Origin of the sequence: Ornithinimicrobium sp. (assembly GCF_035267225.1) — a bacterium.
In the GTDB taxonomy this organism is placed as follows: Bacteria; Actinomycetota; Actinomycetes; order Actinomycetales; family Dermatophilaceae; genus Ornithinicoccus.
In genome coordinates this window covers 15,360-40,460 of sequence record NZ_DATFMA010000074.1, presented here as the reverse complement: position 1 = coordinate 40,460, position 25,101 = coordinate 15,360, and the positions used below count along the sequence as shown (strand labels likewise).

Sequence of the window (25,101 nt, the reverse complement as noted above, 5' to 3'; positions counted from 1 at the left end):
TGCACACGCGCGGCTCACCCGCAATAGGCTGCCTTCATGGCTGAGCTCTTCATCGACGGACAGTGGCGCTCCCCCGAGGCCGGGGGTACCCGCACCATCACCTGCCCCGCGGACGGCCGGGAGGTGGCGACCGTGAGCGAGGCCACGGCCGCGGACGTGGTCCGGGCCGTGGAAGCCGCCCGGGCGGCCTTCGACCGAGGCGACTGGCCCTCCACCCCCGCGGTGGCCCGCGCGCAGGTCCTGCGCGCGCTCGCGGACGACCTGGAGCGCGAGCGCGACACCGTCGCCCGGCTGGAGTCCGGCGACACCGGCAAACGCTTCGTGGAGTCCCAGATCGACGTCGACGACATCGTCGCGGTCTTCCGCCACTTCGCCGATCTGGCCGCCGCCGAGGCCGGGCGCGTGGTGGACACGGGGATGCCGGACATCGCCAGCCGGGTGGTCCACGAGCCGGTGGGGGTGTGCGCGCTGATCACCCCCTGGAACTACCCGTTGCTGCAGACCTCGTGGAAGGTGGCCCCGGCACTGGCCGCCGGCAACACGTTCGTGCTCAAGCCCAGCGAGCTCACGCCGTCCACCTCCATCTGGCTGATGGAGGCGTTGACCCGCGCCGGACTGCCGCCCGGGGTGGGGAACCTGGTCCTGGGGACGGGCGCCGACGTCGGGGCGGCCCTGACCGAGTCACCACTGGTGGACCTGGTCTCGTTCACCGGCGGGCTGCACACCGGGAGGGCGATCATGGCCGCCGCCTCCGGGACGGTGAAGCGCATCGCTCTGGAGCTCGGCGGGAAGAACCCCTTCGTCCTGTTCGCCGACGCCGACCTCGACGCCGCCATCGACAACGCCCTGACGGCCATCTTCCTCGACTCCGGGCAGGTGTGCTCGGCCGGTTCGCGACTGATCGTCCAGGAGGAGGTCCACGACCAGGTGGTCACCGAGCTGGTCCGCCGGGCCGAGGGCATCCGCCTGGGTGGTCCGTTCGACGAGGAGGCCGAGAGTGGTCCCCTGATCAGCGAGGACCACCGCACCAAGGTCCACGCGTACGTCGAGCAGGCGGTCGCCGACGGCGCCGAGCTGCTCGCCGGCGGCAGCGCGCCTTCCCAGGGTGACCTGACCTCGGGCACCTACTACCTGCCCACCATCCTCGACCGCTGCACCCAGGAGATGGCGTGCGTGCACGACGAGTCCTTCGGGCCGGTGCTGACCGTGGAGACCTTCAGCGGCGAGGACGACCTCGAGGCCGAGCGGGCCGCGGTCGCCATCGCCAACGACACCGTCTACGGCCTGGCGGGCGCCGTCTGGACCCAGAACGCCGGCCGAGCCGAGCGGGTCGCGGCTCGGCTGCGACACGGCACGATCTGGATCAACGACTTCCATCCCTACGTGCCGCAAGCCGAGTGGGGTGGGTACGGGCAGTCCGGGATCGGTCGTGAGCTGGGACGCGCCGGCCTGGAGGAGTACCGCGAGACCAAGCACATCTGGCACAACACCCGCCCCGCCCGGGCGGACTGGTTCCGTGACCGCGGCTGAGGCCCTGGGCGCGAACGGGTTCGCTACAGTCTGAGTCACCCGCCACGGGTCACCTCGTTCTCGCTCGTGAAGGAGTCGCCGATGCCGACCGATCCGTTCTACGACTACATCATCGTCGGTGGGGGTTCAGCGGGGTCTGCCCTGGCCAACCGGCTCAGCGCCGACCCCAGCGTCTCGGTCCTCGTGCTGGAGGCCGGCCGAAGCGACTTCCGGTTCGACGCCTTCATCCACATGCCCGCTGCGCTTCCGTTCCCGATCGGCAGCAAGCTCTACGACTGGAAGTACGAGACCGAGCCCGAGCCGTTCATGAGCGGTCGGCGGGTGGAGCATGCGCGGGGCAAGGTCCTCGGCGGCTCCAGCAGCATCAACGGCATGATCTTCCAGCGCGGCAACCCCCTGGACTTCCAGCGCTGGGCCCGGGAGCCGGGGATGCAGGACTGGGACTACGCCCACTGCCTGCCCTACTTCAAGCGGATGGAGACCTGCCTGGCCGGCTCCGACACCTGGCGAGGTGGCTCGGGCCCGCTGGTGCTGGAGCGCGGCCCGGCGACGCGCGCTATCTTCGGCGCCTTCCTCGAGGCGGTGCAAGAGGCGGGCTACCCCCTGACCGACGACGTGAACGGGTACCGCCAGGAGGGCTTCGCCAAGTTCGACCGCAACGTGCACCGCGGTCGTCGTCTCTCCGCTGCGCGGGCCTACCTACACCCGGTCATGGGACGCTCGAACCTCACGGTCCGCACGCTGGCGCAGGCGACCGGACTGCGGACGAGCGATGACGGGACCCGGGTCACCGGTGTGGACTACACCATCGGCCGCCGGGTACGGCGCAGCGCCACGGCCGGTGAGGTCATCCTGTGTGGCGGTGCGTTCAACACCCCGCAGCTGATGCAGCTGGCCGGGATCGGCGACCCGGCGGTGTTGCAGGCCGCCGGAGTGACCCCGCGGGTCGAGCTGCCCGGTGTCGGGGCCAACCTGCAGGACCATCTCGAGGTCTACATCCAGCACGCCAGCACCCAGCCGATCTCGATCGCCCCGTGGCTGCGTCACCGCCACAAGCCGCGCATCGGCGCCGAATGGCTCTTCCTGCGCAGCGGAGTCGGCGCCTCGAACCACTTCGAGGCGGGCGGGTTCATCCGCAGCAACGACGAGGTTCCCTACCCGAACCAGATGTTCCACTTCCTGCCCATCGCCATCCGCTACGACGGTTCGCGCCCCGCCAGCGAGCACGGCTACCAAGTGCATATCGGCCCGATGTACTCCGACTGCCGCGGCACCGTCCACATCACCAGCGACGACCCGTTCGTCCATCCGGCGGTGCAGTTCAACTATCTGTCCACCGAGGCCGACCGGCGGGAGTGGATCGAGATGGTGCGGGCGGCGCGGAACATCCTCGAGCAGCCCGCGTTCGCTCCGTTCAGCGGCGGTGAGATCTCGCCCGGTGCCGCCGTGCAGAGCGACCAGGAGATCCTGGACTGGGTGGCCAGCGACGCCGAGACGGCGCTGCACCCCTCGTGCACGGCGAAGATGGGTGACGCGGGCGACGACATGGCGGTGGTCGACCCCGCGACGATGGGAGTGCACGGCGTCAGCGGGCTGCGTGTGGTCGACGCGTCGGTGTTCCCCTACATCACCAACGGCAACATCTATGCCCCGGTGATGATGGTCGCGGAGCGCGCCGCCGACCTCATCGCGGGCAACACCCCGCTGCCGGCGACCGAGGTTCCGTACTACCGCCACGGCGAGGGGATGCCCCTCTGGCCACCGGGCGACCCGCGCAACGAGGCCTGGGACGCCACCACCGACCCCCCGAGCGCAGCCGGTGCCCGGGAAGGCCTGCCGCAGATGCGGCCCGAAGACGCAGGAGAGCCAGCATGAGCATCGACAACGAGAAGGGCGCGGCCCCACCACCACCCGAGGCCTCCGCCGCGTCACCCCGCAAAGAGACGACCGTCAACACCGTCGTGTTCGGCGCCTCCTTGACCATCACCCTGGTGGTGGCCGTGTGGCTGATGATCTGGCCCTCGCAGGCGGAGTCCACCATCGGCTCGCTGGTCGGGTACACCGGCACGTGGTTCGGGTGGTTCTACATCGCGCTGGCGACGCTCGTGCTCGTCTTCGTGCTGTTCCTGGCCATCTCCCGCTACGGCAGTGTCAAGCTCGGGCCCGACCACTCCAAGCCCGAGTTCTCCACCTTCTCCTGGGCCGCGATGCTCTTCGCCGCCGGAATCGGCACCGACCTGATGTTCTTTTCGGTCGCCGAGCCGGTCACCCAGTACCTGGCGCCGCCGGTAGGCAGCGGTGAGACCGTCGAGGCCGCCCGGGAGGCCACCGTGTGGACCCTGTTCCACTACGGCATCACCGGGTGGGGGATGTACGCCCTGATGGGAATGGCGCTGGGCTACTTCGCCTACCGGCGCAACCTGCCCCTGGCGGTGCGCTCGGCGCTGTACCCGCTGTTCGGACGACGCATCGACGGTGCGCTGGGCCACACGGTGGACACCGCAGCCGTGCTCGGCACCATCTTCGGGGTGGCCACCAGCCTCGGGATCGGTGTGGTGCAGCTGAACTTCGGCCTCAACCTCATCTTCGGCCTGCCGGAGGGCACTGCCGCCCAGGTCGGCCTGATCGCCCTGGCCGTCGTCATCGCGACCATCTCGGCCACCACCGGCGTGGACAAGGGCATCCGGCTGCTCTCACAGATCAACGTCCTGCTGGCGATCGGCCTGGCCGCCTGGATCCTCGTGGCCGGGCAGACCGCCTTCCTGCTCAACGCGATCGTGATGAACGTGGGCGACTTCGTCACCTCCTTTCCCGGGTTGACGATGCAGACCTTCGCCTTCAACGACACGGCGGAGTGGATGAGCTTCTGGACCTTGTTCTTCTGGGCGTGGTGGATCGCCTGGGCCTCCTTCGTCGGTCTGTTCCTGGCCCGGATCTCGCGCGGGAGGACCATCCGGCAGTTCGTCGCCGGCACGATGATCATCCCGTTCAGCTACGTGGTGATGTGGGTCTCCATCTTCGGCAACAGCGCGCTGGCGCGGGTGCGCGGTGGGGACGACGCCTTCGGCGAGCTGGCGATGAACCAGCCCGAGCGTGGCTTCTACACCCTGCTCCAGGACTACCCGGGCGCCCTGTTCATCATCGGCGTCGCCACCCTGGTCGGCCTGCTGTTCTACGTCACCTCAGCGGACTCCGGTGCGCTGGTCATGGCCAACCTGAGCTCCACGCTGAAGACGTCCCACGCGGACGCGGACGCCTGGCTGCGGATCGTCTGGGCGGTGGGGACCGGCGTGCTCACGTCGGCCCTGCTGATCGCCGGAGGGATCACGGCGCTGCAGTACGCCACCGTCATCATGGGTCTGCCGTTCGCTTTCGTCATGGTGCTGGTCATGGTGGGGCTCTACCGGGCCCTGCGGATCGAGGCCTACCGCGTCGACAGCGGGCAGCACGTGCTTCCCACGATGCTCTCCGCGCGCGACTCCTCGATCGTCAACGAGAGCGACGAGCTCCCGCCCCGTCACGTGTGGCGAGGACGGCTCTCGCACGCGCTGACCTTCCCCGATGTCGACAAGGGCAGCCGGTTCCTCGACGACACGGTCACCCCGGCCCTGGAGGAAGTCGCCGAGGAGCTGAGCAGCCAAGGCGTCGAGGCGAGCGTGAGCGTCGACACCGTGGCCGAGGCGGAGCGCGACCTGCCCGAGGGCAACGACGTCGCCCGCCGCAACGTCCATCTGCAGACGAGCCTGGACAGCCCCCACCCCTTCGTCTACCGCGTGGAGCTCCACGACGCGCCGGTGCCGGCCTACGCAGGACGCATGCCCCGCGGGGAAGAGCGCTACGCACGGCTCGAGGTGCACACGGTGGAGGGTGGCCAGGGCTATGACGTGATGGGCTACACCCAGAGCCAGATCATTCACGACTGTCTGGACGCCTACCTTCGCCATCTGGAGTTCCTGCGTCTCGAGGCCTCAGCAGAGAGCGAGTAACCCGGCCAGCCGACCCCGCATGTGAAACGGATCGGGCGGAATCGTTACGGTCTCGTGACTGGGACGCCCGCACAACGGCTTCGCAATCGCTTACATTGACTCCGTATCCCTCAGCGCCGAGGTGAAGTGTCGCCGTCGGCGCCCACGTGAAACGGAGGCGGGCACATGCCCTCACGCACCACATCCCGTCGCTGGCTGGCCTTGACCGCCGGCGTGGCGACCATCTCCCTCGCGGCGTGTGGCGGAGACGGAGGTGGGGGTAGCGGCGGCGAGTCCGACGCCCTCGCCGACGTCACCAGCGATGTCGACTGCGCGGACTTCGAGCAGTACGGCGATCTCGAAGGCACCGAGGTGTCGATCTACACCTCGATCATCTCCCCCGAGGACCAGCCGCACATCGACTCCTACAAGCCCTTCGAGGACTGCACCGGAGCCACCGTGAACTACGAGGGGTCCCGTGACTTCGAAGCCCAGCTCCAGGTGCGGTTGCAGGCGGGCAACCCCCCGGACATCGCCTACATCCCGCAGCCCGGGCTGATCGAGACGATCGCCTCCGACTTCCCGGACGCGATCGTCGAGGTCTCCGACCCCGCGCAGTCCAACGTGGACGAGTACTACAACCCGCAGTGGAAGGAGTACGGCACCGTCGACGGGACCTACTACGGGGCCCCGCTGGGCGCGAACGCCAAGTCCTTCGTCTGGTACTCCCCCTCCATGATGGAGGAGGCGGGCTACGAGATCCCGGTCACGCTGGAAGAGATGAGCGCGCTCACCGAGCAGATCGTCGCCGACAACCCCGACACCAAGCCGTGGTGCGCCGGGATCGAGTCCGGTACCGCTACCGGGTGGACCGCGACGGACTGGCTGGAGGACTACATGCTGCGCAACGCCGGCGTGGACGTCTACGACCAGTGGGTCGAGCACGAGATCCCCTTCAACGACCCGCAGGTCGTCGACGCGCTGAACGAGGTCGGCGACATCCTGCGCAACCCGGACTACGTCAACGGCGGCCTTGGTGGCGTGGAGTCGATCGCCACCACGAGCTTCAGCGATGCGGGTCTACCCATCCTGGATGGGAACTGCTGGCTGCACCGGCAGGCCACCTTCTACCAGGCCAACTGGCCGGACGGCACGGATGTCGCCGAGGACGGCGACGTGTTCGCCTTCTACCTCCCGGCCGTGACCGAGGAGGAGAAGCCGATGCTGGGTGGCGGTGAGTTCACGGTGGCCTTCGCCGACCGGCCCGAGGTGGCGGCCTTCCAGGCCTACCTGACCAGCCCGGAGTGGTCCGACGTCAAGGCCCAGCTCTCCGGCCCCGGATGGCTCTCGGCCAACAACGGGATGAACCCGGACAACTACGCCTCGCCGATCGACCAGCTCGCCTTCGAGCTGCTGACCGATGAGGAGACCGAGTTCCGCTTCGACGGCTCCGACCTCATGCCGGCCGCCGTCGGGGCAGGCACGTTGTGGACCGCGATGACCGACTGGATCGCTCTCGGCACCGACTCCGAGAAGGTGTTGACCACGGTCGAGAACAGCTGGCCCAACAACTAGGCGCGACGCAGAGTGACCGCAACGGGCGGCGAGTGCCGCATCGGCTCCTCGCCGCCCGTTGTCGTCCTCCGAGCGTTCGAACGACCTGACTGAAGAAGTAGAGGTACTGCTGTGGACTTTCTCGTCGACGCCACCACACCGGGGCAGAAGATCCTGCTCATGGTCATGGTGTTCGGGTTCTTCCTGCTCGTGATGGCCGCCGTGCTCTGGATCGCCGAGCTGCCCAAGGTGCCCAAGTGGGTCACCATCGTGGGCTTTCTCGGGCCGGCGGTGCTGCTCATCGTGGGTGGGCTGATCTATCCCGCCATCCTGACCATCATCACCTCGTTCCAGAACACGTCGGGTGACCTCGTCGGGCTCGACAACTACCAGACGATCTTCACCACGCCGAACTTCCGCACGGTGCTGTTCAACACCACTTTGTGGGTGGTGCTGGTGCCGTTGTTCGCGACCGGCTTCGGGCTGATGTACGCGGTGCTGGTCGACCGCGCGTTCGGCGAGAAGTTCGCCAAGACACTCGTCTTCCTCCCTATGGCCATCTCGATGGTGGGTGCGTCCATCATCTGGAAGTTCGTCTACGAGTTCCGTCCTGACCAGCCGGGTGTGAACCAGATCGGTCTGCTCAACCAGCTCATCGTCCTCGTCGGGTTCGAGCCCCAGCAGTGGCTGATCAGTCCGCCGCTCAACAACTTCTTCCTCATCGCGGTCATGGTGTGGATCCAGGCCGGGTTCGCGATGACCATCCTGTCCGCGGCGATCAAGTCGATCCCGGACGACATCATCGAAGCCGCGCGGATGGACGGCGTGTCGGGCTTCCCGATGTTCCGCTACGTCACCCTGCCGTCGGTGCGGCCCGCCGTCGTCGTGGTCCTCACGACCATCGCCATGGCCACGCTGAAGGTCTTCGACATCGTCCGCACCATGACCGGTGGCCAGTTCAACACCTCGATCGTGGCCAACGAGTTCTACAGCCAGAGCTTCGTCTTCGGACGGCCAGACATCGGCGCCGCCCTGGCGGTGCTGCTGTTCATCCTGGTCATTCCCATCATTCTCTACAACATCCGTCAGATGCGACTCTCGGAGGAGCAGCGATGAGCCAGGCGCCGACCACCCCAGACACCCCCGGCGGGGAGCACCACGGGGACCCGGCCGCCAAGGCCACCCCCGAGGGCTCGGACGTCGCCGAGCGCAAGACCCCCCGCAAGCTGACCCGCGCCGAGCAGCGCGCGGTCGACGCCAAGACCCGGCTGGCCTCTCCCTGGGCCTCCGGGGTGGCTATCGTCCTGGCCATCCTGTGGTCGGTGCCGACCTTCGGCCTGCTCGTGACCTCGTTCCGTCCGGAGGCCACGATCAAGACCGAAGGCTGGTGGACCTTCTTCAGCAACCCCGAGGTCACCCTCGACAACTACAACGGGGTCCTCTACAACCCGTCCACCGACTTCGCGGGAGCGTTCCTCAACACCGTCGTCATCACCTTGCCGGCGGTGTTCATCCCGGTGAGCCTCGCCCTCCTGGCGGCCTACGCGTTCGCCTGGATCGACTTCAAGGGACGCGGGATGCTGTTCGTGGCGGTCTTCGCGCTGCAGGTGGTGCCGATCCAGATCGCGCTCATCCCGTTGCTGCAGCAGTACGTCTCGTTCGGGCTGGACGGGTCGCTGTGGACATTGTGGCTCTCGCACTCGATCTTCGCGTTGCCGCTGGCCATCTTCCTGCTGCACAACTTCATGATGGACATCCCGCGGAGCCTCATCGAGGCGGCGCGGGTCGACGGGGCCGGGCACGTCAAGATCTTCTTCTCGGTGCTCCTGCCCCTGCTCGTGCCCGCGATCGCCTCGTTCTCGATCTTCCAGTTCCTGTGGGTGTGGAACGACCTGCTGGTGGCCCTCACCTTCGCCAGCCCAGACATCCAGCCGCTGACGCTGAAGATCCAGAACCTGGCCGGCAGCCGCGGCGCCGAGTGGCAGCTGCTCTCGGCCGGTGCGTTCATCGCCATGGTCGTGCCGGTGGTGGTCTTCCTGGCGCTGCAGAGATTCTTCGTGCGAGGCTTGCTCGCCGGCGGCGTCAAGGGCTGAGACGGCCCACGGCGACAAAGGAGTCGAGTCAATGAGCACGATCTCCGACGTGGCGCGGGCGGCCGGCGTCTCGGCGGCTACGGTCTCCCGCGCCCTTCGCGGCGTGAGCTCGGTGAGCGCCTCTACCCGCGGGCGGGTCCTGCGGGCTGCCGAGGAGCTGGAGTACGTCGCCTCCCCCACCGCCGCCTCTCTGGCCTCGGGGCGGACCCGGGTGGTCGGCATTGTCACCCCGTTCATGACACGGTGGTTCTTCGCCTCCGCGGTCAGCGCCATCGAGAAGACCCTGCGCGAACACGACTACCTGGCGCTGTTGGTCGATCTCGAGGCCGACTCGGCGTTCGACCGCCTCCCCTTGACGCCGCAGATGCTGAACAAGCGCTTCGACGGCCTGGTGGTGCTGAACGTGCCACTGCGCGACGCGGAGCTGACGCTCCTGGACAAGCTCGACCTGCCCACGGTGGCCATCGGCAACCCGGTGCCTGGCCGCCCGCTGGTCCGCATCGACGACGAGGAGGCCGTCCGGACCGCGGTCGACCACCTCGTCGACCTCGGTCACACGATGATCGGCTACGCGGGCGCGGTGCCCGCGGATGCCGAACACCGGCTGGTGCCCTGGGGCCGTCTGACCGGGTTCCGCAACCGCATGCTGGAGCACGGTCTCGTCCTGAACAGCGACTGGATCCTGACCTGCGACTGGTCCGCGCAGGATGCCGCGAAGCAGGCGATGAAGCTCTTCCTCTCCGACCGGATGCCGAGCGCCGTGGTGGCCGCGAGCGACGAGATCGCGATCGGCGTGATGGCGGTGGCCGCCCAGCTGGGCCTGCGTGTACCCCAGGACCTGTCCGTGATCGGCGTGGACGACTACGCCCTGTCCGACGTGCTCAAGCTCACCACCGTGCGGCAGGACGTGGTGGGCCAAGGCGAGGCGGCGGCCGACATCCTGCTGCACGAGCTGCTCGGCGGGTCCACCGAAGAACCGGCACCCCCGCTGCCCGACGGTCTGGCCGACGGCGTGCTGACGCTGCCCACCCAGCTCGTGCCCCGGCGCACCACCAGCCCGCTGAGGCAGTGCACCGACGTGGGCCCGCCGCTGCTGGGCGGCCCTTCGCAGAGCTAGGAGGAGGGCCGGCGCGCCGGCCTCTCCTCTCCGCGGCGAGTCGGCTGGCGACGAGGCCCGGAACCGCGGCTCGGCCCACCCTGCCGCGGCCTGCGCGAGGCCCGCGGGGGGCGCATGACGGCATCCACCCGTGACTGGGGCACAGCCTCACCCGAGGGCGCGGCGCCGCCGGCGGTCACCATGACCACCTCGTCCTGCGGCCCCACCGTGGTTGCCTCGGTGTGCACACCGGCCGCGGTGAGAAGCCGTTGGACCGGCTTGCGCTGGTGCGGCAGCGCCAAGGTGACCACCGCGCCGGCACTGCCCGCCCGCGCGGTGCGACCGGAGCGGTGCAGGTAGTCCTTGTGGTCGGCAGGGGGGTCGGCCTGCAGCACCAGGCTCACGTCGTCCACGTGGATACCGCGCGCGGCAACGTCCGTGGCCACGAGGACCGGAAGCTCTCCGGAGCGGAAAGCAGCCAGGACGCGAGTGCGCTGAGCCTGGTTCAGACCGCCGTGAAGTGCGGCTGCGAACACGCCGGACTCACGAAGCTGGATCGCGACCCGGTCCGCTCCCAGCTTCGTCCGGACGAAGACCACGGTGCGCCCCGGACGGTTGGCTATCGCCGCGGTGACCGTCTTCTTCTCGTGCGGGTGAACCAGGAACAGATGGTGCTCCATCGTGGAGACGCTCGCACCGGCCTGGTCGGTCGAGTGCGTCACCGGGTCGTGCAGGTAGCGAGCCGCGACCGCGTCGACCCCGTGGTCCAGGGTGGCCGAGAAGAGCAGGCGCTGCCCGTCGGCAGGCGTGCGGTCCAACAGCTGGGTCAACACCTCCACGAAGCCCATCTCGGCCATGTGGTCGGCCTCGTCGATGACGGTGACGTGCACCGCTGACAGGTCCACCGCCCCACGCTCGATCAGGTCCCAGAGCCGGCCCGGCGTCGCGACGAGCACGTCGACGCCTCGTTCCAGCGACCGCAGCTGTGGCGCGTACGGCATGCCTCCGGCGACGAGCTGGTGCCGCAGATGGAGCGTCGAGGCGAGCGGCGCCAGCGCCTCCAGCACCTGCATCGCCAGCTCCCGAGTCGGCGTGAGGATGAGGGCATGGGGCCGGTGGGCTGGTGCCGGCGGCTCGTTGCTCAGACGGTGGAGCAGCGGCAGACCGAAGGCCAGGGTCTTGCCCGAGCCGGTCTGTCCCCGTCCCAGCACGTCGCGACCTGCGAGCGCATCCGGGATGGTGACCCGCTGGATCGGGAAGGCGGCGGTGATGCCCTGACGCGCGAGTGCGGCGACGAGGCGCCCATCCACTCCCAGCTGCGTGAAGTCGCTGTCGGCCCCGGCCGGGGCCGACGCCGTGTCCACGTTCGGGGTGCGTCGTTGAGGACGGTGGACCTCGTGCCTGGCCCGGTCCTGGGAGGAGGGACGGCGGGCCGACCCCGCCCCGGGCGCGGTCGAGGGGCGGCGCGGGGCGTCGGGACGCCGAGAGCGCGGTGGCTGGGCGGTGCGCTGCGGCTTCTCTGTCCGCTGCGATCGCTGGCCTGCGGGCGCGGGGCTGTGGTGGCGGGGCGGCGGGGCGCCGGCACCCGCCTGCTTGCCCTTCGACGAACGTGTCGCCGTGCGCTGCGCCTGCTCACGCGCGAGGCGGGCGGCCTTCTTCTGGGCACTGGAGTGCCGCGGCTTCTTCTTCGCTGAAGGGGTGGAACGCTTCGAGGGCGCGCCGGAGCGCGATGACTTGGGGGCCATGACCGGGGTGTCTCGCTTCGTGTCGTCTGAGGTGGGTTCGCCTCATCGCTTGCTGCGTGACCGACCTACCCCTGGTCCGCGGTGGCGGAAGTGAGTGAGCCGTCAACGGTAGCAGACCTCCCGGGCCTCAGGCGTCGATGCGCTCTCGGTCCAGGGAGTCGGCGGAGTCGACGATGAAGTCTTTGCGCGGTGCCACTGCCGAGCCCATCAGCAGCTCGAACACCCGCTCCGCCTGTTCGGCGTCGGCCAGGGTGACTCGTCGCAGAGTGCGCCGTCCAGGGTCCATCGTCGTCTCGGCCAGCTGGTCGGCGTCCATCTCGCCCAGGCCTTTGTACCGTTGCATCGGCTGCTTGACGCTGCGGCCTCGACGCTGCAGGGACGCCAACGTCGTGCGCATCTGGGCCTCGGTATAGGTGTAGATCAGCTCGCGCTTGGCCTTTCCCGCAGCGCTGACCTCGAGGCGGTGCAACGGTGGCATGGCGGCGTAGACCAGCCCGGCCTCCACCATCGGTCGCATGTAGCGGAAGAACAGCGTCAACAGCAGGGTTCGGATATGGGCGCCGTCGACATCAGCGTCGGTCATGATGATGACCTTGCCGTAGCGGACGAGGTCGACGTTGAAGGAACGACCCGAGCCGGCCCCGATGACCTGGATGATGGCAGCGCACTCCGAGTTGTGCAGCATGTCCGACACCGACGCCTTCTGCACGTTGAGGATCTTGCCGCGGATGGGCAGCAACGCCTGGTAGTCGCTGGACCGGGCCAGCTTGGCGGTCCCCAGTGCACTGTCCCCCTCCACGATGAACAGCTCGGAGCGTTGGGTCTCTTGGGTGCGGCAGTCGGCCAGCTTGGCCGGCAGGGTGGAGGACTCCAGGGCGTTCTTGCGGCGCTGGGTCTCTTTGTGCAACCGAGCCGAGATGCGGGACTTCATCTCGGCCACGACCTTGTCGAGCACCAGCGAGGCCTGCGCCTTGTCCGCTCGTGCCGACGAGGTGAGCCGAGCGGTGAGCTCGCGCTCGACGACCTTGGCCACGATCTGGCGCACCGCGGGGGTGCCCAGCACCTCCTTGGTCTGGCCCTCGAACTGAGGCTCAGCCAGCCGCACCGTGACCACCGCGGTCAAACCCGCCAGGACGTCGTCCTTGTCGACCTTGTCGTTGCCCGCCTTGAGCCGGCGCGCGTTCTGCTCCACCTGCTTGCGCAGCACCTTGACCATCGCCTGCTCGAACCCGGCCAGGTGCGTCCCACCCTTCGGGGTGGCGATGATGTTGACGAAGCTGCGCACGTGGGTGTCGTACCCGGTGCCCCACCGCAACGCCACGTCCACCACACATTCGCGCTCCACCTCCTTCGAGCTCATCTGCCCGGCGGCGTCCAGCACCGGAACGGTCTCGGTGAAGGTGTCCGCGCCCTCGAGGCGCCAGCAGTCGGTGACCGCGGGGTCGCTGGCAAGGAAGTCCACGAACTCGGCGATGCCGCCGTCGTGGACGAAGAGCTCCTCTCGCGGCTGGGCACCACGCTCGTCATGCAGCCTCAGCTGCAGACGCGGCACGAGAAAGGATGTCTGACGGAGCCGTTCAGCGAGCTCGTCGTCCTCGAACCGAGCCTGGGTGAGGAAGATCTGCGGATCCGCCCAGTAGCGCACCCGGGTGCCGGAGACACCGCGCTTGGCCTTGCCGACGACGCGCAGATCGGAGGTCTTCTCGAAGGGGGTGAAGGGCGACCGGGGCGAGATGCCGCCGGAGTCGTCGAAGACTCCCGGTTCGCCACGGCGGAAGCTCATGGCGTAGGTCTTGCCCGCACGGTCCACCTCGACGTCCAACCGGGCCGAGAGCGCGTTGACCACCGAGGCCCCGACGCCGTGCAGGCCACCGGAGGCCACGTAGGACCCGCCGCCGAACTTCCCGCCGGCGTGCAGCTTGGTGAACACCACCTCCACTCCGGAGAGCTGGGTGCGCGGCTCCACGTCGACCGGGATGCCTCGGCCGTCGTCGGTGACCCGGACCGAGCCGTCGGGCAGCAGGTCGATGCCGATCCGGGTGGCGTGCCCGCCGAGGGCCTCGTCCACGGAGTTGTCGATGATCTCCCAGAGACAATGCATCATCCCGCGCGAGTCGGTGGACCCGACGTACATTCCGGGGCGCTTGCGCACCGCCTCGAGTCCCTCGAGCACCTGCAGGTGGCGGGCGGAGTAGTCGGTGGCGATGACGGCTCCTGACGGGAAGCGGGCGCGGATAACCGCGCGGATGGGCTGACTCGCAGGCTAACCCAGAGCGGGGCAGCCGCTCGGGAGGGGTCAATGTGACACAGGTCACAAGTTTTTGCCCATCCGGCCCGTCGTGGGCGCCGAATGTCGGACATGCAGTGCGCAGCAGCCGGTTTGCCTCCCGCCATCCTCTCGGGACGAGCCGGCGAACTGGACACCACGTCCGCGCCCTGCCCCCTGTCGTCGCCGCGCACGCCATGGCCGGCGACGTCACGGGTGGTGCTGGTCACCACGAGTGCGCCCGCCACGGCACGACAGGCGTCGTCACGGAGCCGTCCTGTCACCTCACCGTGGTTCAGCGGTTCCGCGCCAGTCTCCGGGTCGGCTGGGCCGGTGTGCCCCGCGATGTCCCGGGCCCGGAGAGCGGACCGGTGGCGGCTCGTCACGCGTGGAGTCTCGGCTCCACGCTGAGGTCGGCACCGACCCGTCCGGAGACCGTGGGCGTTCAGGGGAGCGCCCACGGTCTCCTCTTTGCGATGCCGCGGACGCCTTCGCCAGGCCAGCCTTCCCCCGGGTCGGTGAGCTCAGCTCTCCAGCGGTAGCACGAGGACCGGCTCGGTGGTGGGCTGCTCCGAGCCTTCGTCGGGCTCCACGCTGAGCGCGAAGTTGCTCACGGCATCTGGGTCGCCCTGCAGCACCGTCTGCGCCTCAGCGGCACCGGCGGCATCCTGAAGGACGCCTGCGGAGGTAATGGTCCCCTCGTCGTCGATCCACCAGCCCTGGTAGACCTCGTCGTCCCCGAGCTCGGGCAGCTCGTCGGTCACCAGAACCGCGCGGTCGAGCTCCGCGGAGGCGACGACCGTGACCGCCTCTCCTTCGTACTCGGTCTGGTAGCGCTGCGCATCCTCGGCCTGGATGACCTCTTCGGCGGGCGAGAGATCCTCCTCCAGGCTCTGCCAGATACCCCAGCCTCCGACCGCGAGCAGGCCGGCTGCGGCCAAGGACCACCAGGCCGTGGTGCCGTGCCGCCTCGAGCGGGCTTCGCCGCTGCGCTGGCCGGAGGACGCGGTGGCGCCCGACTCCGGCGCGGGATCTGACTCCGGCGGCGGCTGCTGAACATGCTCGGTGGACGTCTCGGGCGAAGTCTCGCGCTCGCCGTCACCACTGTCCTCGACCGTGTTCTGGGGCTCGCTGGCCACCGCGGCCAGCACCGACGACCGCAGGGAGCGCGGCGGCTCTACCTCCGCCCCGTCCATCAGGTGCACGGCCGCTTCGGAGAACTCGCGCAGCTCGGCACGGCAGCGCTCACACCCCTCGAGGTGGGCCTGCACGAGCCGGCGTTCGGTGTCGTCGACCGCGTCCAGGGCGAAGGACGCGATCAGGTCATCGACGTGCCGGTCGGAGGCGGTCATCGTGCACCTCCCGTCGTCTCTCGTAGCTTGCGCAGACCATCCCGAATCCGTGTCTTGGCCGTGCCCAGCGGCACGCCGAGAGCGAGCGAGACCTCACGGTGCGTCATGCCCTGGAAGTACGCCAGCTCGACCGCTTCCTGGTGCGGTGGCCCCAACTCGGTGACAGCCGAACGCACCGTCTGTGCCTGCCACCGATCCTCCACCTCCTGGCTCGTCGGGTCCTGCAGCGGTTTGTCGCGAAGCGATTCGTAGTCCGCGTCACGCACGGATTGGGCCTGTGCCGAGCGGACCCGGTCCACCGCACGCCGGTGAGCGAGGGTCATCAACCAGGACAAGGCGCTTCCGCGGGCGGGATCGAAGGAGGGCGCACTCCTCCAGACCTGGAGGAAGACCTCCTGAGTGACCTCCTCGGACTGCGCCTGGTCCCGCAGGATGCGCACGACCAGCCCGTGAACGCGGGCAGCGACCTGGTCGTACAGGCTGGCGAACGCCTCCTGGTCCCCTGACGCGGTCTGTCGCATCAGCTCCTCCAGCGAGGGAGGGTCCAGGTCGTCCACCGAGCCATCATGACCTACCGTTACGCCCTCGGCAGAACCGGACACACGTGGCGGGCGGCTGGCGTTATGCCTTCTGCGCCCCGTGCTTCACTGGGCGTCCTACGGTCACCCGATGGTGCCCGTGGTGCCAGTCGAGAGGAGCGAGCGCGTGAACGCCACCCTGAGCCCGCAGATCACTGCCGCCCACCGCTGTGACCGGTGCGGCGCCCAAGCCTACGTGCGTGCCCGTCTGGCCGATGGGCTCGAGCTGCACTTCTGCGCCCACCACGGGCGTGAGCACCTGGACAAGCTGCGCAACCTGGACGGCGTGACCATCACGGACGAGTCCGAGCGACTGCACGAGGAGCACTCGGCCGCCCTCTAGCGGTTCGTCCGGCCGCGGGAGGCAGCCCGGTGTCCTGGCACACTGCCTCCCATGACGGCCATCGCGGTGATCTCGGCGCTGCTCATGCTCGTCGGCATCGTCGGGATCGTCGTCCCAGTGCTACCGGGGCTGTTCTTCGTGTGGCTGGGGGTGTTGCTGTGGTCTGTCAGCGAGACCTCTGCGACCGGGTGGGCGGTGTTGTCCGCGGTCACCGTCGTGGGCGCGGCCGGCATCGTGCTGCAGTACCTGATCCCAGGGCAGCGGATGCGCGCCGCCGGGGTGAAGACCTCGACGATGGTCGCTGGGGTGGTGGTCGCCATCCTGTGCGGCATCGCCGTTCCCGTGGTGGGTGCGGTGGTGGGCTTTCCGCTGGGAATCTATGCGGTGCAGCGTGTCCGGCGACATGAGCACCAGGCGGCCTGGCGCTCGACCGTGTCGGCACTGCGCGCGATCGGGCTGAACATCCTGATCGAGCTGGCGACGGCGCTGGTGATCGTGGCGATCTGGGTAGCGGCCCTCACCTGGTGGACGTGAGCGAGTGCTTCAGTCCTGCTCGCGTCGCTTGTCCCAGCGCTCTTCCATGCGCTGCATGAAGGAGCCACCGCGACGGTTCTGCGACTTCTTCTTGGACCCCGCAGCACCCTTCACGGACGCTCCCCGGCCCGAGCCGCCGGAAGGCGCCCCGGAGCCGACGACCGACAACGGCGGATTCTTGCTGCTGGGCGTGAAGGCCAGGACGCCGCCGAGCACCATGGCCGCGAACCCGATCCCGCCGATCCAGATCTGACTGACGGTGACACCGAGGACGACCAGAGCGAGCCCCAGAACGGCCAGGGCCACCCCGAGCACGGCACGGCGCCGAGACTGGGTCTGCCCCTTCTGCTTCTTCAGGTTCGACGCGAACCGGGGGTCTTCGGCATAGAGCGCGTGCTCCATCTGTTCGAGTACGCGCTGTTCGTGCTCGGAGAGCGGCACGGGGAACCTCCCGGACTGAAAAATGTGTGCGGGCACGGGGCCGGTGCCAGCATCCTCTATCAGGATAAGTCGTGAACGAAGGAAGTACTACCCCGGGTTCCCGACACCGTTGTCGATGTTGATTCTACGTGGGACGGCTGCGCAGGTCGGCGGGCGGGTCCCCGCGCCGCTCGACGAGCAGCAAGCTGGCCGGCTGCACGGTTCGCGTGCCGAACCGTGAGGCGACCCGGTCGACGGCGTGCTCGGCTTCCCGCCAGCCGCGCAGCGGTTCGTCCAAGCGGGCCTGCACCGGGGTCAGCTCACGGGGGCTCAGACCCTCCACCCGCACTCCCAACAGCCGAACCCGGACTCGTTGCAGCCCCAACGCTTCGTACGACCGCGACGCCGTGGCATAGACGTCGCGCGTCACGTCGGTCGGCCGGTTCATGGTGCGGGACCGGGTGATCGTGGTGAAGTCCGAAAAACGCACCGTCAGCACGACGGTCCGGGCCATCATCGAGGCGTGCCGGAGCCTGGTGGTCGTACGTTCGCTGAGACGCAGCAGGTGACGGTGGAGCTCCACCGGGTCGTCGACATCGTGGGCGAAGGTCTGCGACGATCCGACGCTGCGTTCGACCGGGGTCGGGGTCACGACCTCGGAGGTGTCACCACCCCAGACCAAGGTGGACAACCGCTGCGCCTGAGCCTGGCCGACGATCCGCGCCAGCGTGGCCACCGGCAGGTGGGCGATGTCTGCGACCGTGTGCAGCCCGAACCGCCGCAGCTCGGTCTCCGTGGCCTCGCCCACCCCCCAGAGCGCGCCGACGGGTAACGGATGCAGGAAGGAGACCACATCGTGCGGGGGCACCATCCGCACCCCGTCGGGCTTGGCCGCACGTGAGGCCATCTTGGCCACCGCCTTGGTCTGAGCGCCTCCCACTGAACAGGGGATGCCTTGCTCGTCGGCCACGGTGTCCTTGATCCAGGCGGCGATGCGGGCCGGCGAGCCGATCCGGCGCCCTGCCCGGGACACGTCCAGGAACGCCTCCTCCATCGAGACCGGCTGCATGAGCGGGGTGACCTCGGCGAAGACCGCCATCACCGCCTCGGAGACCCGCGTGTACTGCTCGTGGTCCGGGGCGAGCACCGTGGCCTGCGGACAGAGGCGGCGTGCCTTGGCCATCGGCATCCCGGAGCACACCCCGAAGGCGCGTGCCGGATAGGTCGCCGAGAGCACCACACTGCGCCACCCTCCCCCGATGATCACCGGCAGGCCCCGCAGGTGAGGGGCGTCGACCAGCGAGACCGAGGCATAGAACGCGTCCATGTCGACGTGCAGCACGGTGCACTGCCGGCCGTCGTCGAGGCCGCTCATCGGCCGGAGCTTCCCGGGCTGGAGTGCCACAGCTTGCGGTCGCTGCCCGGTGGCCCGATGTCGGCGTAAGGGGACTGGGTGAACCCCGAAGCATGTACGAGAACCCGCCGCTGCTCGCCCGTTCCCGCCCTTGGCTGGGTCAGCTGCTCGGCGTCGCGGGAGGAGCGCTCCATCGTCTCCCAGACCGCGTCGATCCCTTCGGTGCGGAAGACATGGTCCAGCTGGGTCATCTCCCACGCTGCCTCGGCCCGGACCGACCGCCCGCGGGGCCCCGTCCGGCGGAGCACCCCACGGACCACCAACAGCCAGGAGTGGAAGACCGTGGCGGCGTACGGACCCTGCACGTCCTCGAAGAACGTGGCATCACTGGGCCCGGTCCCGTCGTCGAGGGTGAGGAACACCACGCGTCGGCCCGAGCGGACCGGTGGGGTCTGGGTGGCGACCTTGGCCCCGGCGATGAGCACCTGGGCCCCGTTGCGGCACTCCAGCAGACGGTTGGCCGCGGTCACTCCCAGCGCTTGCAACAACGGCTGGTAGGTGCTGGTCACATGACCGCTGACGTCCATCCCTAGGACGTCCAGCTCGGCCATCGTCTCCTCGTGGGTCGTCATCGTCGGCAGCCCGCTCGCGGCGAGAGCTCTCGGCTCGTTGTCGAGGTCGAGAGTGAGCTGAGTGCTCACCGGGGGCCGGGGATGCCAGGAGCGCGCACCTCGGGCCTGCGCCCGGGTACGTGCAGCGACCACCCCGGCACCTCCTGCGCTGTCGCCCCCAGGCCGCCCCGTCACGGAGGCAGACCGCGCGGGACGAGCCCCGGACCAACGGTCCAGCTCACGCACGGTCAACAACAGGTCCCGCCGGGTCAGCTCCTCGCCGAGCCGGTGCACGGAGTCGAACCCGCCCACCATGACCAGCCGCTCCACCACCGGCCGGGAGACGGCGGCCCGGCGCCAGAAGTCGGTCACCGAGGTGTAGGGCTGACCGGCCACGATCCGTTCGACCTCGGCGTCGGTGATGCCCTTGACCTCCGCCAGGGACATCCGTATGCCCGCACACCCCGCCGCACGGGTGATCCGGGCCATCTCCTGCTCGACCCTGTCCGCTCCCGGCTCGAGTGGCTCGGGGCCCTGCGCCTCCGGCGCCACCTTCTCCACCCGGTAGGTCGACCCGCTGACGTTGACGTCCAGCCCGAGCACGTGCACTCCCATGTTGCGCGCCTCGTCCAGGATCAGTCGCTTGGGATACATCCCCGGGTCGTGGGTCAGCACTCCGGCCAGGAAGGCCGCCGTGTGGTGGGCCTTCAGCCAGGCGGACTGGTAGGTCGGCAGGGCGAAGGCTGCCGCGTGGGCCTTACAGAAACCGAACGAGGCGAACGCGGCGAGCACCTGCCAGATCCGCTCCATCTCCTCGGCGGAGTAGCCGCGCGCCCGTGCCGCCGGACGCCACCAGTGCTCGACCTGCTCCCGGCCCACCGTTGAGCCCATCGCCCGCCGCACCTCGTCCGCCTGGGCCAGGCTGACCCCGGTGGTCTCGGCCACGATCCGGAGCACCTGCTCGTGGAAGACCACGACGCCGTAGGTGCTGGCCAGAGCCGGGACCAGGCTCCGGTGGAGGTACTCCGGCTCGGCCCAGCCCTGGCGTGCCTGCAGGAACGGACGGATCATGTCCGACTTGACCGGGCCGGGCCGGAACAGCGAGATGTCGATGATGACGTCCTCGAAGGTCTCCGGAGCGAACTTGCCGACCAGCTCCCGCTGGCCGGGCGACTCGATCTGGAAACACCCCAACGTGCGGGTGGACTGGATCAGCGCGAAGGTCGAGGGGTCGTCGTGAGGCACCTGTCGCTGGTCGTCCAGATCCACTCGCCGACCCTCCACCCGCTCGACCTCGGCCACCGCGTGGGCCATTGCCGACTGCATCCGGATGCCCAACACGTCGAGCTTGAGGAAGCCCATCGCCTCGACGTCGTCCTTGTCGAACTGGCTCATGGGAAAGCCCAGCCAGCTGGCCTCCACCGGGGTGCGGTCCAACAGTCCGGCGTGGGACAGGATGACCCCGCACGGATGCATCGCGACGTGTCGCGGCAGCCCGTCCAGGCTCTCCACCAGCTCGAACATCATCCGCATCGCCGGCTCGTCCAGCCCCAGCCGGCGCAGCTCGGGCAGGTCTCGGATCGCCGCCCCGGCGTCCCGGGCACGAATGTGCGGAAAGGCCTTGGCCAGCAGGTCGATCTCCGCGGGCGGCATGCCGAGGGTGGCGGCGACGTCGCGGATGGCGTGCCGCACCCGGTAGGTCTCCATCATCGACACGCACGTCACCCGCTCGGAACCGAAGTGCTCCAGGATGCGTTCATAGATCTCGGTGCGCCGGGCCGACTCCACGTCGATGTCGATGTCGGGCAGCTCGGCCCGCAGCGGAGAGCAGAAGCGTTCCATCAGCAGGTCGTGCCGGATCGGGTCCACGCCGCTGATCCCCAGTAGGTAGCACACCAGGCTGCCCGCTCCCGACCCGCGGGCGGCCACGCGCACCCCCTGCTCACGGATGAGGTCGCACACCTGGGCCACGGTCAGGAAGTACGTCGGGTATCCCAGCCCGGAGATCACCTCGAGCTCACGGGTCAGCCGCTCCTGAACCTGGTGCAGCAAGCCACCCGAAGCCGGGGGGTACCGGTGGTGCACGGCTGCTCGACACCGCTCGGTCAGCACCTGCTGGGCCTGCCCCAGCCCACTGACGCCGAGCACCTCCGGCTCCGGGAGCTGCACCGAGCCGATCCCCAGGTCGGATCGGGCGTCCTGGCGGCACTGTCCGGCCAGCTCCAGGGTCGCCGCCACCAGGTCGCCGCCACGGACCCGGTGGTGACCCATGGCGGCGGCCAGCCGGTCGGCGGTCGCCAGCATCGTCGGGGTGTCGGCCAGATGGCCGGCGGTGCTGACGCGGTCCAGGTGCCGCTCCTGCAGGGGGACCATCCTGCGAGCCGCGTCCAGGACGTCGACGACCCGCGCCCCGGAGACCTCGGCGTGCCGCACTGCGGCGGTCAGCACGACCGGCACGGCATGCTCCCGAGCGAGCATCCACATCCGTGCGGCGTGAGTGAGACTGCCGCTGGTGTGCGCCGGCCCTCCGTGCACGACCACCTCCACCCGCAGCGACCCGGGGGGCAGCGACTGCCGCCACCTCTGCAACAACGCCTCGGCGTGGGCATGCCGGCGGGAGAGCACTGCCCGGCCGACGTCGGAGTCAGGCCCGAGCAGGACGACCAGGGGCGCAGTCCCGGCACTCGGAACGGCGGCGGCGGCCAACCGCTCGACCGTGAGGCGCGGAGCACCGCGGTCGCCGGCGAGATGGGTGTGCGTCACCAGCCGGCACAGCCGGGACCACCCGAGCCCAGGCCCCAGCCCCGCCTGCTGCCCCCGGGCCAGGACCGTGACCCGGGGTTCGCGATCGGCCCGGCTGGGCCCTCCCTTGAGCGGATGCGCCCGGCTCGGGGTGGGGGAAGAGCGCCGTGCAGCACCCGGCCCGGAGGCGGTCGCCGGCTCGCCGAGGGCCAGGTCGACCCCCAGCACGGGATGGACCCCGGCCTCGGTGGCGGCCCGGACGAACCGCACGGCGGCGTACGCCCCGTCCCGGTCCGTCAACGCCACGCTCGACTGGCCCAGCTCGGCTGCTCGGCGGACCAGGGCCTCCGGGCTGCTGGCGCCGTACCGCATGGAGTAGCTGGAGGCGACGTGAAGATGAGCGAAGTCGGCGCCCGCGGACCCGCTCATCGTCCGCTGATCACCGCGAGGTCACCGGGCAGCGGGTCGGCGACCGGGAGGTGCAAGAGGCCGCGCACCGCCTCCAGGAAGCACTCACTGGCACGCACCAGGTCGTCCGCCTCGCGACAGCTCACGCTGGCCTCTCCCCGCTCGACGGCTCCTCGTCGGCGTGCCGACGCGGCGTACAGCACCGCCCACTCGGTGAGCTCGGGGGCCACCGCCGGCAACACCTCCCAGACACTGCGTGGCCCGGAGCGCCGGGAGGGTCTGCTGCGCGCGGCGATCACCGCAGCGGCAGCGCGCAGGGCAGCCAGGTGCGACTGGGTGTAGCGCTCGGCGGAGGTGTCGCTGTGACAGGCCTGGACCAGCCCTTCCCGGGCGCGGTCGAGCAGGTCGAGGACGGTGCCGGCGTTACTCATCGGTTCTCCTTGGTTCGGTGGTGGGCACGAAGGGACGGGCTGGGCGCCCCAGATCGAGGCGAGGTCAGTCCGCGACCCTCAGCAGCCGCCAGTGCTCGCCGTGGGCCAGGTCGTAGACCCCGGTGCCCGACATGGACCCCACGCTCGCCTCGACCCGCCACACCTGCTGCTCCAGAGCACGGGCCGAGGTGGTGTCCTGCCCGGCCGCCTGCCACCACGGCAGACGCTGGGTCCACTGCGCCACCACGGCTCGCACCACGTGCAGCCGTCCTCGCCACACGAAGGCGGTCGGTGTCGCGTCCGTCGGGCCCGGTCCGCTGCTCGACCTCGCCGCGGCAGAGGACCACGACCCCCACATCGGCTCGCCGCACCGCACCTCGATGCGCTCGTGGTACTGACGACCCATCGTTGTCCTCTCGCGTCTCCGGCTCGGGTAAGGACAGCCGGGTGTACATCTGTTCGATCGAACAAATGTACGACATTCGCTCGGTGCGCTGTCAAGGTCCCGCTTCCGGCCGCTAGGCTCACGGGCACTCGGCCAGTCGTCCCGCACCCGCTCTCGCCGCTCTCCACCGAAGAGGACCCCGTGCCCGCACCTCGCCCCGCCTCCCCTGGAGCGCCGGAGACCTCGACCCTGCATCCCCTGGACGGAGTTGAGCTGCGCTCGCGGATCGCCGAGATCCTCGATGCCCACCTGCGCACCCAGCGCGAGATCCTGGCCGTGGTCGGCGAGCCGGTGCTCGACCTCGTCGACGCGGTCGCGGACCTGCTCTCCGGCGGGAAGCGGCTACGCGCGGCCTTTCTGTACTGGGGATACCGAGCCTTCGGTGGCCAAGACAGCACGGCACTGGTCCGAGCGGCGGGCGCAATGGAGCTCTTCCAGGCCGCCGCCCTGCTGCACGACGACGTCATGGACCACAGCGACCTGCGCAGAGGGCGCCCCACCGCACACCGGGCGTTCGCGGCCCGCCACGCGCAGGCCCAGTGGTCCGGCTCCTCCACCGAGTTCGGCCTGGCCGCCGCCACCCTGGCCGGAGACATGTGCCTGAACTGGAGCGACGAGCTGTTCGCCGGCTCCGGGTTGCCCGCCGAGCAGCTGCACCGTGCCCGACCCGTCTTCGACACCATGCGCACCCAGCTCATGGGCGGGCAGTATCTCGACGTGCTGACCTCGGCCCAGGAATGGGACGACCTGCCCTACTCCGAGCGTCTCGACCAATGCATGCGCGTCATTCGCTACAAGAGCGCCAAATACTCCATCGAGCACCCGGTCCTGTTGGGTGCAAGCGCTATCGGAGCCCCTCCGGAAGCCCTTGGCTCGTTGTCCGACTTCGGGCTCGCGCTCGGCGAGGCATTTCAGCTGCGTGACGATATTCTCGGCGTCTTCGGGGATCCCGAAAGCACCGGAAAACCTGCCGGAGACGACATTCGCGAGGGGAAGCGCACGGTGCTGGTCGCGACCGCGCTGCACCACGGCACGACGGCGCAGGCGCGCGTCGTCACCCGCGGGCTCGGGGACGCCACGCTCGATGCGGACGGCATCGCCGAGGTTCGCGAGTCCCTCCAGGCCAGTGGCGCCGTGCAGCACGTGGAAGAGATGATCGAACGCGGTCGTGGCCGTGCGGCCCGAGCCCTGGACGAGATCGAGGGCATCACCCCTGAAGGGCACCGCGCCCTGGGTGCGCTGATCGAGATCAGCACGAGTCGGGCGCTGTAGGTGCCCTGCTAGAAGGCCGTCTCCTGGGCGCGGCGGCGGATCTCTGCCTTGTGCCCCGCCTGGAGGGCTCCGATCGGCGTCCCCACCGGCAGGGTGTCATCAGGCTCACCCAGCCACTGCAGGATCTGCTCGTCGGACAACCCACTGTCCGAGAGCACCGAGATCGTGCCACGCAGCGACTTCAGGGGCCCTTCACCGGTGAGGAAGGCGGCCGGAACCATGAGCGCCCCGTTCGGGCCGCGCCGCGTGCCGATGATCTCGCGATCGCTGAGCCAGGTCCGGACCCTGGCCTGTGAGGCACCGGTCAGCGTCATGACGTCGGGGACGGTCATCCAGTCACCCGCGTAAATGACATTCGTGGC

General features: G+C 69.5%; 20 protein-coding genes. 10 read left to right on the top strand and 10 right to left on the bottom strand.

The features are described 5' to 3' along the window. Nucleotides 1–36: 36 nt before the first annotated feature. From VJ976_RS07010 to VJ976_RS06980, 7 genes are all read left to right on the top strand, one after another. Nucleotides 37–1,530: an aldehyde dehydrogenase family protein gene (locus VJ976_RS07010; RefSeq protein WP_324099406.1), complete on the top strand. Its 1,494-nt coding sequence runs from the start codon at nt 37–39 to the stop codon at nt 1,528–1,530. Nucleotides 1,531–1,611: 81 nt separating this feature from the next. Next, a complete protein-coding gene (gene betA / locus VJ976_RS07005; protein ID WP_324099405.1) occupies nt 1,612–3,405 on the top strand; it encodes a choline dehydrogenase in 1,794 nt (597 codons plus the stop codon). Further along, nucleotides 3,402–5,516, top strand: coding sequence for a choline BCCT transporter BetT (gene betT / locus VJ976_RS07000; protein WP_324099404.1), 2,115 nt, complete (start codon nt 3,402–3,404; stop codon nt 5,514–5,516). Before betA ends, betT begins: the two co-directional genes overlap by 4 nt. Before the next feature lie 165 nt (nt 5,517–5,681). Then, entirely contained in the window at nt 5,682–7,070 is a 1,389-nt protein-coding gene (locus VJ976_RS06995; protein ID WP_324099403.1) for an ABC transporter substrate-binding protein, read from the top strand. Nucleotides 7,071–7,181: 111 nt separating this feature from the next. Further along, on the top strand, nt 7,182–8,165 hold the full coding sequence (locus VJ976_RS06990) for a sugar ABC transporter permease (RefSeq protein WP_324099402.1): 984 nt from the start codon (nt 7,182–7,184) through the stop codon (nt 8,163–8,165). Next, nucleotides 8,162–9,142 carry a carbohydrate ABC transporter permease gene (locus VJ976_RS06985; RefSeq protein ID WP_324099401.1) on the top strand — a complete coding sequence of 327 codons (981 nt, stop codon included), beginning with the start codon at nt 8,162–8,164 and terminating at the stop codon, nt 9,140–9,142. Before VJ976_RS06990 ends, VJ976_RS06985 begins: the two co-directional genes overlap by 4 nt. A gap of 31 nt (nt 9,143–9,173) precedes the next feature. Beyond that, on the top strand, nt 9,174–10,259 hold the full coding sequence (locus tag VJ976_RS06980; protein ID WP_324099400.1) for a LacI family DNA-binding transcriptional regulator: 1,086 nt from the start codon (nt 9,174–9,176) through the stop codon (nt 10,257–10,259). On the opposite strand, the gene VJ976_RS06975 is transcribed toward VJ976_RS06980, so the two are convergent. The 4 genes from VJ976_RS06975 to sigK all read right to left on the bottom strand — a co-directional run bounded on the left by VJ976_RS06975 (nt 10,256) and on the right by sigK (nt 16,158). Beyond that, nucleotides 10,256–11,602, bottom strand: a complete 1,347-nt coding sequence (locus tag VJ976_RS06975; protein WP_324099399.1) for a DEAD/DEAH box helicase — start codon at nt 11,600–11,602, stop codon at nt 10,256–10,258. The two genes, VJ976_RS06980 and VJ976_RS06975, sit on opposite strands and share 4 nt — an antisense overlap. Before the next feature lie 508 nt (nt 11,603–12,110). Continuing rightward, nucleotides 12,111–14,135 carry a DNA gyrase/topoisomerase IV subunit B gene (locus tag VJ976_RS06970; protein WP_414693585.1) on the bottom strand — a complete coding sequence of 675 codons (2,025 nt, stop codon included), beginning with the start codon at nt 14,133–14,135 and terminating at the stop codon, nt 12,111–12,113. A gap of 638 nt (nt 14,136–14,773) precedes the next feature. Continuing rightward, nucleotides 14,774–15,601, bottom strand: a complete 828-nt coding sequence (locus tag VJ976_RS06965) for an anti-sigma factor (RefSeq protein WP_324099398.1) — start codon at nt 15,599–15,601, stop codon at nt 14,774–14,776. Further along, the gene (gene sigK / locus VJ976_RS06960) at nt 15,598–16,158 is read right to left on the bottom strand and encodes an ECF RNA polymerase sigma factor SigK (protein WP_324099397.1); all 561 of its coding nucleotides are present in this window, start codon (nt 16,156–16,158) and stop codon (nt 15,598–15,600) included. The genes VJ976_RS06965 and sigK overlap by 4 nt, the downstream gene beginning before the upstream one ends. Before the next feature lie 148 nt (nt 16,159–16,306). Here sigK and VJ976_RS06955 point away from each other — a divergent pair, with 148 nt between their 5' ends. Both VJ976_RS06955 and VJ976_RS06950 read left to right on the top strand, forming a co-directional pair. Then, the gene (locus VJ976_RS06955; protein ID WP_324099396.1) at nt 16,307–16,522 is read left to right on the top strand and encodes a DUF7455 domain-containing protein; all 216 of its coding nucleotides are present in this window, start codon (nt 16,307–16,309) and stop codon (nt 16,520–16,522) included. A gap of 51 nt (nt 16,523–16,573) precedes the next feature. Then, on the top strand, nt 16,574–17,056 hold the full coding sequence (locus tag VJ976_RS06950; protein ID WP_324099395.1) for a DUF456 domain-containing protein: 483 nt from the start codon (nt 16,574–16,576) through the stop codon (nt 17,054–17,056). Between the two features lie 9 nt (nt 17,057–17,065). Here VJ976_RS06950 and VJ976_RS06945 read toward each other — a convergent pair whose 3' ends face one another. The 5 genes from VJ976_RS06945 to VJ976_RS06925 form a co-directional block, all read right to left on the bottom strand. Next, nucleotides 17,066–17,497, bottom strand: a complete 432-nt coding sequence (locus tag VJ976_RS06945) for a DUF3040 domain-containing protein (protein WP_324099394.1) — start codon at nt 17,495–17,497, stop codon at nt 17,066–17,068. Between the two features lie 124 nt (nt 17,498–17,621). Continuing rightward, a complete protein-coding gene (gene dinB / locus VJ976_RS06940; protein WP_324099393.1) occupies nt 17,622–18,851 on the bottom strand; it encodes a DNA polymerase IV in 1,230 nt (409 codons plus the stop codon). Then, a complete protein-coding gene (locus VJ976_RS06935; RefSeq protein WP_324099392.1) occupies nt 18,848–22,612 on the bottom strand; it encodes a DNA polymerase III subunit alpha in 3,765 nt (1,254 codons plus the stop codon). Before VJ976_RS06935 ends, dinB begins: the two co-directional genes overlap by 4 nt. Then, nucleotides 22,609–23,022, bottom strand: coding sequence for an SAV_6107 family HEPN domain-containing protein (locus tag VJ976_RS06930; RefSeq protein WP_324099391.1), 414 nt, complete (start codon nt 23,020–23,022; stop codon nt 22,609–22,611). Before VJ976_RS06930 ends, VJ976_RS06935 begins: the two co-directional genes overlap by 4 nt. 64 nt (nt 23,023–23,086) lie before the next feature. Continuing rightward, nucleotides 23,087–23,428: a DUF6504 family protein gene (locus VJ976_RS06925; protein ID WP_324099390.1), complete on the bottom strand. Its 342-nt coding sequence runs from the start codon at nt 23,426–23,428 to the stop codon at nt 23,087–23,089. 180 nt (nt 23,429–23,608) lie between these two features. On the opposite strand from VJ976_RS06925, the gene VJ976_RS06920 reads away from it, so the two are divergent. Further along, nucleotides 23,609–24,739: a polyprenyl synthetase family protein gene (locus VJ976_RS06920; protein WP_324099389.1), complete on the top strand. Its 1,131-nt coding sequence runs from the start codon at nt 23,609–23,611 to the stop codon at nt 24,737–24,739. Between the two features lie 8 nt (nt 24,740–24,747). Here VJ976_RS06920 and VJ976_RS06915 read toward each other — a convergent pair whose 3' ends face one another. Then, complete coding sequence (locus VJ976_RS06915) at nt 24,748–25,071, bottom strand: Rv2175c family DNA-binding protein (protein ID WP_324099388.1); 324 nt, start codon at nt 25,069–25,071, stop codon at nt 24,748–24,750. Nucleotides 25,072–25,101 lie beyond the last annotated feature (30 nt).